This is a genomic window from Parabacteroides caecihominis (genome assembly GCF_023656785.1).
GTDB classification, from domain to species: Bacteria; Bacteroidota; Bacteroidia; order Bacteroidales; family Tannerellaceae; genus Parabacteroides; species Parabacteroides segnis.
Genome location: NZ_JAMOKS010000018.1, coordinates 76,990 through 89,424, shown reverse-complemented (window position 1 = coordinate 89,424; position 12,435 = coordinate 76,990). Strand labels below are relative to the sequence as shown.

Sequence of the window (12,435 nt, the reverse complement as noted above, 5' to 3'; positions counted from 1 at the left end):
ATGGCAACAGTAAACGTACCAACGGATACGCAGTATGTTTTTGATCCGGTTCTTTTCATAATGGAAGGAGCAGGGGAGTATGATATCACTATTGAAGGTGTGAAGACAAAAGTGTCTGCAATAGCTAACACTGTTGTGTTTGATGCATCAGGACTTTTAAAGTCCTTGTTCACTATTGATACGTTGTCAAATGGGATGGTACGGAAGAATGTTGCCTGGTCCGTGGTGCAAGCCGGTGTATCTCTCGCTTCCGGAATCTTTGAAGTTGTCTATGGAAGCAATAAGGTTGTCAATTTCTCCGGAGACGGGGCACATATCACATTACGCTGGATTAGCCGTAGCGGTGAGTTAGATTCATACGAATTCTGTATTCATCAGGACAGCCGGAAATTGGAGAATATTCAAACGGCCGGTATCGGAGGATTGACTTATAAGTTGGCATTTGATCAGATAAATAAAATAACCCTGTTTGCAGCTATGGTAGACCGGGAAACATTTGAGAGTTTCACCGCTATACAGGAAAGTGCCATTGTGCAGGCCTCTGTGCTTGATGGGTGGTTGAATGTAGAGGTTGAAGCAAAAGAGTATAAACGAACAAAAGCCGCATTGCAGGATTTTGATATAACAATAGTGTTACCGAATGAAAGATAAACTATTCATTGATAATGTAGAGGTTGATTTACCGGAAGGTGGATCGGGTGTCGTATTGAATCGTGCTGTGAGTAAGCCGGCTGATATGTCAACAATATTGTCTGGTTATTCTTATACTATCCAGCTTCCTAAAACAGCACATAACATTCAGACGTTTGGTTTCTCAACGGAGGTGAATGTAGAAAGTGACTACCCACATGTAGAACACACAGCAAAAGTAATCAGGGATGGTATCACTCTGTTTGATGATGGTGTTGCAGTCGTTAAATCAGCCAGTAAAACAATTGAAGTTCTGATCAAATTCGGAGGGAATAAGCGGTTGACAAGTCTCAATGATTACAAGCTAAAAGATATTGATTTAAAAGATATTTTTCCGGATAGAGGTTTGATCCCGTGGGACTATAGTGTTACAGAAACGGATTTTGTAAAATGGGTTCCAAAGTTAGACGGAATGCAAAGACAGCATCCCGAACATTTGCGGCCAGCAGTTCAAGTATCTGCATTATTTGATATGATTGTTGGGCAGTCGTTTGTAATGAATAATGCCTATCGTTCTGTTATTGAAAAAATGTGGTTGATGCTTCCTACAACAAATGGGAGTGAGGAAGTTGCAAGGGACTTAGCTTTTCGTATTACCGGTAGAATACCAGCAGTGAATATATCGCCAATGCGAACATGTGATATTTTACCGTATATGACAAATTGTATTGTTGATGGGTCTACAAGATTGTATGATTTGATGTACGTAATGTTACCAGCTAGCTTTGTGAAAATCCCATTATCAGGAAGATATCACATAAAAGGGACTATTAAACCTGGAACAGAAGGATGGTTCGATGGATGGAAATTCGGAATATATACATTAGGAACGGAATTTGAAGAGGGGGTAGTTCCTATGTATGATATCTTTGAAACTAAGATGGTTGTGTTGGAGAATCAAAAACTGGAAATAGACGAGTATAGGGATTTTCCCGCTGGTGATATATGTTTTGGATTATTTACTGCATTATTAAGCCGGAAATATTTTGATATTGATTTGACTATCTCTTTTGCTCCGGAGAATGAAAAGGATTATTCCCAGACGGCATTCTTATTGGATTATCCTATCCGGGAGAACCTTCCGGATATATCGACGATGGACTTTATAAAGTCTGTCATGGGGGTGTTTGGCTTGATGGTTGAACAGCAGGGAAGTGTTTTGTCATTTTATAATGTAGATGATGTAATTCTGAATAAATCCGGAGCGATTAATATTTCAAAAATGCTTATCGATAAAAAAGATGATAAGCTGGAATATTCCTATGGATTGACTAAAAAGAATATGCTGAAATATGCAGAAGATGATTTGGTCGATAAATCGTTCGGAGCATATACGTTTACAGCAGACACGTACGATAAGCTGGAGAATACGGTATATCAGTCTCCTTATGCTGCTACTGACAAAAACATTCCTCTATATACTTATAAAGTTGAAGAAGGGAAAGCAGAATATACTTTGAATAAAACGTCAAAGTGCCGGTTATTGTTGGAGAATGGGACCGTTGCGCTGGAAGTTTGGGGGAAATGGATAGATGCAGATATGAAAACTGTCACTTTCCGTTCATTTACTTTTGAACCTTTGAAATATGACAACCTGGTCCGTAGATATTGGACGGGGTATTTAGGTGTTTACGCAAATAAACCGAGAATTTCATATCGAAAGGCAAAACTTGATCCGACCTTTTTCCCGAACCTGTCTTTTTGTAAGCCATTGTATGCAGATGGTAATTATTATATGTTGCTGTCTGTAAACAACTATACGGAAGTAGGTAAGGCTGATTTAGAACTGGCCCTTATTGATGGTGTAGATGTAACGGGAGAGGGTGAGACTTCTTTAAAGAATACAATTTTAGTAAATCCGACAACTCCATTGAAGTTTACATCTACTGCTGTGGCCCTTTATACAGCTGCGGCCTTCTCTTTGTCGGTTGCTACTGCAGAAGGAAAACTGATCCGTGAATTAGATGAGATAGGTTCATTAGGTGTAAATTCTTGGATAGCCGTCGATACAGAGGATGGGGATGCCAAAAAATTCAATTTGCAATCCTTTCATAAAGATATTGATGGTATGTATCTGAGAAAAGATATTCCGGATACAGCGTATGGTGCGATTTCTTTTGAAGATATGGCGCAAAGTACATTGTTTGCCGAAGGTTACGAATGGGGAGCCGGTTGGGGGATCAATAATGATGGATTAGGCTGGTTTGGAGAATTGAAGGTTCGGGATAATGTTTATATCGGTAAGATGTCCGGTTCTCCTTCGTCTGCCTCTGGTATGATGGGTTACGGTACTATACTGGATATGCAAAAAGCGTCTGGGGAATTTGATTATCTCCTTGCCCGTAAAGAGTTCCGTGTTAACACAATGGTCGTAAATGAAACATTGGGACTGAATGGCAATCGTTTTGTATCCGATTTCAATAAGATCGAATCAGTTCAGGAACTTTCGGATCGTTACCGTTGTAAGATTGACAAGATCGAAGGAATGATGTACATGAATATGCGAGGTGACGATCTTATCCGTTGTCAACAGTTCTCAGGTCTGTCATCCCATTATTATTATGGAGAGGTATTAGGAGTTACAGAAGATTACTTCGATCTTAGAAAGCCTCTTTTAGATGGTCATTCTGTGCCGATGGCCGGTGATACGGTATTCCGTGCAGGTAACGATTCCGATCCAAATCGACAGGGTGTAATCTATTTGGCAACATCGGATACAAACGCGCCTTATATAGACGTATTAGATGGTCTGACTTCTCCTGATATGATTGATAAAACAAAGGTTCGTATTGGTAACGTATCCGGGATAACATCAAAGTATAAAGGCAATTTAGGACAGTTGGGTTATCATCATGGTATTTATATCAAGGGCGGTATCTTCGAAGAATGTGATATCTACCTGGAAGATGGAACAACTGTTTACCAGTCATTCCAGATTATAAACGGGAAGTTGGAAAGTGAGATATCTTCTATCAGGGATGCTATCAACGATAACGGTAACAATATCCTGTCCAATCCGACTTGGACGGCAGGACTGGATAAATGGGACTATACTCAGGATATCAATTTATTCTCTGCAACAAATGGGTGGCTGTGGTTTAATGCGGCTTTCTATTCTGATAAAAAGAGTTCAGTAGAGGTGATCCGGGACAGTGTATCCCGCGTTCTGCGTATGTATAAAAGCGGTATCACACAGGTTAATGGAAACCTGCAAAGCCGAGAATCTGGTACATACGTGATGCGTATCCGATACAAGGCTATAACAGCGGGAACATTGACTTATGGATTCTCAGGGAAAGAACTTTATAAGTCAACCCAGGTAACAGCCACAACAGAATATCAGGAAGAAACAATAACAGCAGAATGGGATGGTACTGGGGATTTCTCTTGCACTTACTCCGGTGACATATACATAAAAAGCCTTACGGTTATTTCAGATAGGATTGCAGCAATACGGAATGAATTCGAAACAAAGATCGAACAAACGGATCAAAAGATAGAATTACTTGCTACGCGTGTCACTACAACAGAAGAAGGTGTAACACAGGCACAAGCGAGCATTTCTGTTATGGCTGATGAAATTGCATTGAAAGCCACAAAGGATGAGTTCAACGCTTTGGGCAGGCGGGTTACTGCGAATGAAGCTTCGATCACTGTAAATGCGGATGCTATTAAACTAAAGGTGTCCCAGATTGATTTTGACAGCTTGGGACGTCGGGTTACATCAGCGGAATCGTCAATAGAGACAAATGCTTATCAAATAAGTTTAAAGGCTTCTCAGTATTCGGTCAGTAGTTTGACTGGTCGTGTATTATCTGCGGAATCGGCCATACAAATCAATGCGGATAATATCAGTAGCAAAGTAGCTGTAACTGATTACACCGGGACGAATATTGTCAGTATGATCAACCAGACGGCTGATGCAGTGAAAATTATGGCATCAAAAGTAGATATTCAGGCGTATAACTTGAATATGATCCGGAACTCGGGAGAGTGTCAGAACACCGTTTACTGGCAGGTAGACGGTGGAGCTTCTAATTTATCAGTATCGAATGGTTCTATTTCTGTTAATTTTTCAAACATTTCCGGGCGGTTATACAATCGAAGCCTGGCCGGTATTCAGTTGTTGGTACGCAGGAAATACACATTACGAATTAGCCTGTATTCTTCGGTATCTACAACTGTTACAGTATGGATCGGACCATATCAAACCGATATACCAGTATCGGTCGGAGACAGAGAATATACATATACGTTTACTGTATCCAGTAATACGGATGCTCAATTCTTTTGTATGGCTTGTTCGACTTCCTGTAGAATGATGGCACACCGAATAAAGTTTGAAGATGGTGAATACGCAACTCCCTGGACACCGAACCCGAACGATTCGATCTATTCTCTTGACTCCGATCTGGTAGCGGCTTTAAACGGTACGACAATTTCCGGAGGTTTACAGCTGACGACAAAGATAAAACTAGGACTGTTGTCGGGTGGTGTGTGGACTGAACAGGGTGGTATATCTGCGAACATTGATAATATCATGTTGTGGGCGGGTGGTACCTATGACCAGGCAAAAGCAGGGAATGTAAAGACTATACTTCGTCATGATGGCTCTTTAAAAGCAGAAGGAGAATTTGAGTGTGGTTCAAAAACAGGAAATAGATGTTTGTTATCCGGTGACGGACGATTCAGAATGTTTCGTGGAGAGGTGGAAATACTAAACTTAGGGTATTTTGTAGAAAGTGATACATACTACTATCCTTCATTGAGTATGACAAGAAAAACAAGTTCAGGAACTGCTTTTGGTGGAGTGACTTTAAGTCCTACAGAATTGCTGTTTTCCAGTCCGGACGGGCTAGGGTGTCTGTATGGAAATAATAATATGATATTTAATATAAACAAATTCCCGACTTCTGGAAGCATGGTAGGTGCCGTGTATAGGGATGGGAATACTTTAAAAATAAGAACATCATGAAAGTAAATTTTAATGTAGCGTTTAAGAATTTCGATGGATCGGATATCACAGAACCGTATGAAGTAGTAGAAAAGAAAATAGTTGATGGAAAGGAAATGGAAGTCACGAAGACAGACTATCGTCCTAAGATGATTTCTGTCATGGTTGCATCTGTGCTTTTTATCGGAAAAGAGTGCAAGACAGTTGAAGAGAAGATGACAGCCTTTAATTTATCCCAGCGTATTTATAAAGCAAAGGGAGCTATTGAAATAAGTCCTGAAGACGCTGTTTTAATCAAACGGCTGACTGCCGAATCTCTCATTGCCGGGGCTTATGCCCAGGTAGCCAATTTGGTAGAAGACAATATTAAAAAGTAATGTTATGGAAATCATATCAAATAAAATTAATCAGATAGCTACAACAGAAGTTTGTCCGGGTGTAATTAATACTTACACCTATTCTCAAGATGTTGGACAGCCGGTAACGGATATCCGGATCGAAATATCTAAAAACGGTAATAAGGTTGCCGGAGCTAATTACATGGGTAGTTCTAATCGACTTTTGATCGACGTAAATGATTACAAGTTTCTGACACCCGGAGAGTGCAAGGCGGCTTTGTCTGCCATGTTGGATGATATTGAAACAATTCTTGCAGATGAAGATCGTATACAATAACATATTGCCTGTTAAGGGTTTCACAGCTATGAACCTTTTCGGAATAATCTTTGCCCGAAATGAGTACAAACCCCTTGCCCGGCGAATACAGAATCATGAAGCTATCCATACAGTTCAAATGAAAGAAATGTTGTACATTTTCTTTTATCTCTGGTATCTGGTGGAGTGGTTGGTTAAACTTTTTCGTTATGGTCGGAATGCTTACGAAAATATCTCATTTGAAAGAGAGGCTTATACATATCAGTATGACTACTCTTATTTAGAAAAACGGAAAAAATATCATTGGATTAAACGACTATGACACAGGAAGAATTTGATAGTTTAGTTCAGCGGGTAACGAATGCGTTACAGGGAAGTTCAAAGATGGTAACCGATCTTAGGGTTGTAAAATCCTCGGTTGGCGTTAATCTTCTTCCGGGAATACTTAGTGGAGAACTTGTAGCCTTGGAAGCTGCTTCTTTGATGGGTACGGATGGCAAAACCCCATTATTTGAAGTTGGTTCTATTTCTTCCGGATTGGACGCAGATGCCTCTATTGTGCTGTCAGGAACAGACCCATCCGGTAATCCTATTTATAAAATAGGTCTTGTACTGCCTAAAGGAGATGACGGTGCAATTCCTTTTTTGGAATTTGGAAGCATTTCAACAGGAGAACCAGATACGGATGCGTCAGCCACTTTTAAAGAAAATGGAACGACAGAAGATGGACGACCAAAGTATAAACTATTCCTTACTATACCACGAGGAAGTAAAGGGAATAAGGGCAATGACGGAAAAACTCCGGTAATGGAAACTGGAAGCGCATCAAAAGGACAAGAACCGTCTGTGTCTATAATTCGTAACGGTGATGATCCATCAGGTAATCCAAAGTATAAAATAGACTTGGTTCTACCACAAGGTGATGCTGGTAAAAATCCGGTTCTTGAACTTGGAGAAGTTATGACAGGTGAGCCAGGCTCAGAGGCGTCTGCCGTCTTTATTCCGGTCGGACAAACCCCAGAAGGTAATCCGAAATACTCTCTGAAACTGACCATTCCTAGAGGGGATACGGGATTGCCTGGTAAGGGTTCCGGGAATGTCTCTGTAAATGGCTCTGATTTAATCAGAGGAAAACAATATCTTTTTGTTCCTTCTTCCGATGGAAGTACAGAAGGTTCTTTTGTTGAGTATATCCCTTTTAACGATGCTGAGTTGAGGGAAGAGATAGGACGAAATCTACAGTTGGCAAAAACATATACCAACGAACAGATTGCAGGTATTGTCCAATTCGACATAAAAGTAGTCCTGGTACTGCCGGATACAGGAGTTAAAGGAACGATCTATTTAGTTCCAAAAACAGGATCAGGAAACGACGTTCACAATGAATATATCTGGAATGAAACTTCTGGCAAATTTGAATTGATTGGTTCTACTTCTGTCGATTTGTCTGATTACTATACAAAGAATGAAGCCAATGGACGTTATGTCCTGAGAGAGACAGGCAAACGTCTTATAACAGATGCAGAAGGGACAAAGCTAGATGGTATTGAAGCCGGTGCAAATAAATATGTTCTTCCAGCCGGAGAAGGTTACAATTTCATTCCGGCAGGTGGGGCAGTGGGACAGGTTTTAACAAACACTGCTCCAGGTGTAGCTGAATGGGGAAACTCAAATAGTGAATATATCGAAATAGGTGATGTTACTCAAATAAATAGAGTACGAACCACTAGTGAATTGGATTGGGGTTCATTTATAAACGGTAACACAATAGAGGATATGGAAAGGGCATATCAAGAAAATATACCTATATATTCCCGATCCGAAGGTCCGTATCATTCATACAAGAAAGGTTATTCCCGATGTACTTCCATCATGCAAAGATATGATGGGGAGGTGGTTCATTATTTGTTATCTTTTGTCATATCCGAAGGTGTTACAAATTCTGACAATATATATCATTATTTGCTGGATTTGAGAGGTGTAACAGGCGATGGCTGGCGGGATGCTACTGTAAGGGCAGCATGTACATACGCCAAGACGGTCATTACTTCTGGTGAGAATATTCCTTTTACTGGCGGTTATGTGGTGTTTGATATGAGTATTAGCAAAAATTTGCTAATTGTTCCAGCAGGATTTTATCCACTTCATAACTCGGTTACTACTTTGCTAATTAGAAACACAAGTAGTTCAACCACTAAAATAACTTTTACCATCAAGTTAAATGCCAATGCTGGTTCAGAAGGTTCAAAACTGCTTATTGTATCAGAATTGCCAGAACTGGCAGGTAAAGAAGCGTGCGAACTTAGCATATTATGGGCGGACTGGAAATATACTGTTCGTGCGTCTGAACCTTTTATTTATAATGAATACGTAGAATAATGAACAGAAGAAGATCAATGCTATTTGCTTCCGGTAAAATTCCGGAAGGCTGGTATAAGCCCAAAGACACGCCTGCAGGTATATTTGTTTGTGTATATAAAAACAAACAAATATACTCTATTGAAGCATCTGTTTTCAATGCTGATCCCAGTAGTTTTGTTGATATTATTATGGGGATTACTGTTGTTACAGACAAAACCCGATTCATATTCTCAGAAAAAGTTTTGGATTATCGGACAAAAGTATGGGATTATGGAGATGTTGCATCCCCATCCTTAATACAAGGAGTTACAGCCGCGTCAAATGCTTCTGGGGCGGTAGCCGATTATAAAGGGAAAGAAAACAGCGAAGCAATATATGCGGTGTTAGGCTCAGAGGGTGAGGCTGTTGCAAAATGTTATGAACATGTATTTCTAAACGGGGAAAAAGGCTTTTTGCCCTCCGCAGGTCAAGCAAGGGTTATATATACCAATAGAGCAAGTATAAATGCATTATTGGCAAATATCACAGGAAGTCGTACTATCGGGGGGACTATTTATTACTGGACTTCCACGCAAGTAAGTGCATCTAACGCATGGAGAGTTAGAATGTCGGACGGATCGGCATCAAGTGGAGGAAAAAAAACTTTTAATTATTATCGGGCAATCATGGATTACCCAGAAAAATAAATAATCATGGCAACAACACGAAGAAAAGCACATTCGTAAATTGGTATTATAGGAGTATCAAATATAAAAAATTAGAGGTATGGCGGATAATAAAGAACAAGTAATATTAGAAGTAGTTATTAAAAATGATGCAGCATCGAAACATATACAAGAAAACAAAAAACGTATTGTAGAGTTACGTGAAGAACAAGCATTGTTGAACAAAACAACAAAAGATGGTAAGGATGAATATGAAGCTTATGCTATTGAAATAAAAAGACTCCGGACTGAGAATGTTGTTTGGACAAAAGAAATACGTAATAATAATAAAGCAATAAAAGATCAGGAAGGCAGTTTGCAATCTATGCGTGCTGAACTTTCCCGGCTGAATAAGGTATATGTAAATCTTAGTCAAATCGAAAGAGAATCAGCGAAAGGACGTGATTTGCAGAAGAAAATAAAGTCTCTCAACGAGGAAATTAAAACGTCTGAACAAAAGTTGGGTGATTATCGTCGTTCAGTAGGAGGATACGAAGAAGCTATAAAATCGGCTGTTAATCAAACTGGGATATTCTCTAAGATTCAGGGTACTCTTCGCGAAGTAATGTCTCCATTCCTTGCTTTGTACAAAAAAGTTCAGTTAGAAATCAAAACTCTTACCGCTGATTACAAATTGAACTCTGCTGCTACAACTCAAATGTCCGGAGCCCAAAAAGCGGCTGCCATATCTTCAAATCTGCTTTCTACGGGGCTGAAAATTTTGAAGATTGCCCTTATCAGTACCGGTATCGGTGCGATCGTTGTCGCGCTGGGTTCTCTTGTCGCTTATTTGACAAAAACACAGAAGGGAACTGAGTTACTGAGTAATGTCATGGCTGGATTGGGAGCAGCTATTAATGTTATAATTGATCGGGTTGCCAAATTTGGAGGTGCACTGGTTAAAGTATTATCTGGTGACTTTAAAGGGGCAGCTCAAGATATGAAAGCGACCTTTGCCGGTATTGGTGATGAATTACAGCGTGAAATAAAACTAGCTTATGAGTTGAACGATATCAGTCAGCAGTTGGAAAAGCAGGAAGTAATGTTGAATATGCAGCGTACAGCTGGGCGGAAAGAGATTGAACGGCTAAAAATGATTTCCGATGATACAACAAAATCGACCAAAGAACGTATTGCAGCAGCAAAACAAGCTAGCGAAATAGAACAAGCCGATATGAAGCAACAGATCGAACTCGGGGAAAAGAAGTTGGCTAATTTGTTAGGTCAGAAAGAAGTCACTCAGGAAGTTCGGGATATGTTAGAAGCTGTTTCTAGTGGATCTATGAAAGCCGATGATGCTATATCTAAACTTGGTCTTTCTGAGAGTACAATATCTGATTTGAGAGAGTTTTCAGATTTGTTTCAAAATGTGGTAGACAAACAACGTGATAGTTATACAAAACAGATTGAACTTCAAAATAAGACAAATTCCATTAGGAAGGAGAGTTCACAAAAGGCCCTGGAGATAAAAAAGGATCAGCAGGCTAAGGAACTTGAATTAATTCGTCAGGCTGAAGATGCAGCTTTATCTTTAGTTAAAGAAGGGATAGAAAAACAGAGACAGACGGTAAATGTTCTGTATGATCGGCAGATCGAAGATTTGAAACGTAAGCTCAGTACTGAAAAGAATTTAACTGATGCAGCAAAGAAAGCGTTGAATGATTCTATAATTCTGGCCGAACAGAAGTGTGATGCAGATTTGAAGAAATTATCTGATGAGTCTATCCAGGCTCAGATAAAAAAAGAAACTGAACGTATCCAGTTACAACTTGACTCTGTCAAAGAAGGAACATCGCAGGAACATAATCTTCGGCTTTCCCTTATCGAGCAGAATCGCCAGGCTGAACATGCTGCTAATTTGCAACAGGCTGAAGAACTCCGACAATCGGAAGCCGATATAAATGCAGCTTACAACAAATTGATAGCAGATGAAAACGAAGCATTCCGGAAAGAGCAGTTTGATAAGCAATCTGAATATATCCGCTTAGAATGGGAAAATAAGATTTTGAAGCTCCGAGAGGGAACATTGCAAGAATATGACTTAAAAGTGCAACAAGCCCAAGCTGACTATGACTTATTAGTAAATATGGATGTCGCAACCAAAGCTGCATTGTATGAATCGGATATCGAATATACGAATGCTGTACTACAAAGTCAGAAGAGGATAACAGAAGCAAAGCAGGCTCAGGTTAATGCGGAAAATGAATTTGTACTTATGCAGATAGAAGCAGCAACAACTGTTACTGAGGCTTTTTCCTCAATGATTGATACTTTTGCTGAAGATAATGAAAATTTGGCCGCTTTTGCTAAAACAGTAGCATTATTTAATATCGGTTTGAGTACGGCAGAAGCATTGGCAAAGGGGGTAGCCTCTGCTCAAGCAGTTGGCTTCCCTGCTAATATTCCTGCAATTGCTACAACTATTGCAGCCATTATGGCAAATATCGTAAAAGCAAAACAGTTGGTAAGCAAAGAAAAGAATCCGAAATATGCTGATGGTGGTGAAATCACAGGTCCTTCGCATGCTTCAGGTGGGGTTCTGATCGAAGCTGAAGGAGGGGAAGGTATTATAAATAAATACTCAATGTCTAATCCCTTACTGCGTTCTATTGCCAGTGCAGTTAATGTCGCCGGCGGTGGTGTTCCATTCTCTAATGTTCCAATATTCCCGTCGGTTTCTGGTGGTGGTTTTGATACAGCAGAACTGAAAGCTGTTTTCGTTGAAGCATTAAAGGAAATGCCGGTTCCCGTGGTTAGTGTTGTTGAGTTTACAGAGGTACAAGATAGAGTGAAAATGATCCAAAATAATTCGACTATATGAAAGTTCATGAAATATTAGCCTTTAATAAGGAGTTATTAGAAAAGCTCTATTCTGCTGGTTTGAATACATCTGATTTTTTACATGTCGATCTGTATAATGAGTATGCCCGGCTAAAAAGGGATGGATTGAAAAAGGCTTATATTGTTTCTTTCCTTTCCGATCAGTATAGTATGAGTGAACGAAAAGTGTATCAGGTCATTTCTAAGATGGAACGCTCTGTTTGAACTCTGTATTCTTTATTTCATAGGCTG

The 12,435-nt window shown here is 39.8% G+C and carries 9 protein-coding genes; all 9 read left to right on the top strand.

The genetic code is table 11. From position 1 onward, the window contains the following. Positions 1 to 651: a hypothetical protein gene (locus NBH14_RS16250; RefSeq protein ID WP_186959998.1), complete on the top strand. Its 651-nt coding sequence runs from the start codon at positions 1 to 3 to the stop codon at positions 649 to 651. Beyond that, positions 641 to 5,665: an S-layer family protein gene (locus NBH14_RS16245; protein ID WP_186959999.1), complete on the top strand. Its 5,025-nt coding sequence runs from the start codon at positions 641 to 643 to the stop codon at positions 5,663 to 5,665. Before NBH14_RS16250 ends, NBH14_RS16245 begins: the two co-directional genes overlap by 11 nt. Beyond that, the gene (locus tag NBH14_RS16240) at positions 5,662 to 6,021 is read left to right on the top strand and encodes a hypothetical protein (RefSeq protein ID WP_186960000.1); all 360 of its coding nucleotides are present in this window, start codon (positions 5,662 to 5,664) and stop codon (positions 6,019 to 6,021) included. The genes NBH14_RS16245 and NBH14_RS16240 overlap by 4 nt, the downstream gene beginning before the upstream one ends. A 4-nt stretch (positions 6,022 to 6,025) precedes the next feature. Beyond that, positions 6,026 to 6,319, top strand: a complete 294-nt coding sequence (locus tag NBH14_RS16235; protein WP_186960001.1) for a hypothetical protein — start codon at positions 6,026 to 6,028, stop codon at positions 6,317 to 6,319. Continuing rightward, positions 6,300 to 6,620, top strand: coding sequence for a hypothetical protein (locus NBH14_RS16230; RefSeq protein WP_222622111.1), 321 nt, complete (start codon positions 6,300 to 6,302; stop codon positions 6,618 to 6,620). Before NBH14_RS16235 ends, NBH14_RS16230 begins: the two co-directional genes overlap by 20 nt. Beyond that, a complete protein-coding gene (locus tag NBH14_RS16225) occupies positions 6,617 to 8,677 on the top strand; it encodes a hypothetical protein (RefSeq protein WP_186960002.1) in 2,061 nt (686 codons plus the stop codon). The genes NBH14_RS16230 and NBH14_RS16225 overlap by 4 nt, the downstream gene beginning before the upstream one ends. Next, a complete protein-coding gene (locus NBH14_RS16220; RefSeq protein ID WP_186960003.1) occupies positions 8,677 to 9,345 on the top strand; it encodes an Lcl C-terminal domain-containing protein in 669 nt (222 codons plus the stop codon). The genes NBH14_RS16225 and NBH14_RS16220 overlap by 1 nt, the downstream gene beginning before the upstream one ends. Positions 9,346 to 9,424: 79 nt before the next feature. Then, positions 9,425 to 12,184, top strand: coding sequence for a hypothetical protein (locus tag NBH14_RS16215; RefSeq protein WP_186960004.1), 2,760 nt, complete (start codon positions 9,425 to 9,427; stop codon positions 12,182 to 12,184). Continuing rightward, a complete protein-coding gene (locus NBH14_RS16210) occupies positions 12,181 to 12,408 on the top strand; it encodes a hypothetical protein (RefSeq protein WP_028729657.1) in 228 nt (75 codons plus the stop codon). The genes NBH14_RS16215 and NBH14_RS16210 overlap by 4 nt, the downstream gene beginning before the upstream one ends. Positions 12,409 to 12,435: the final 27 nt, after the last annotated feature.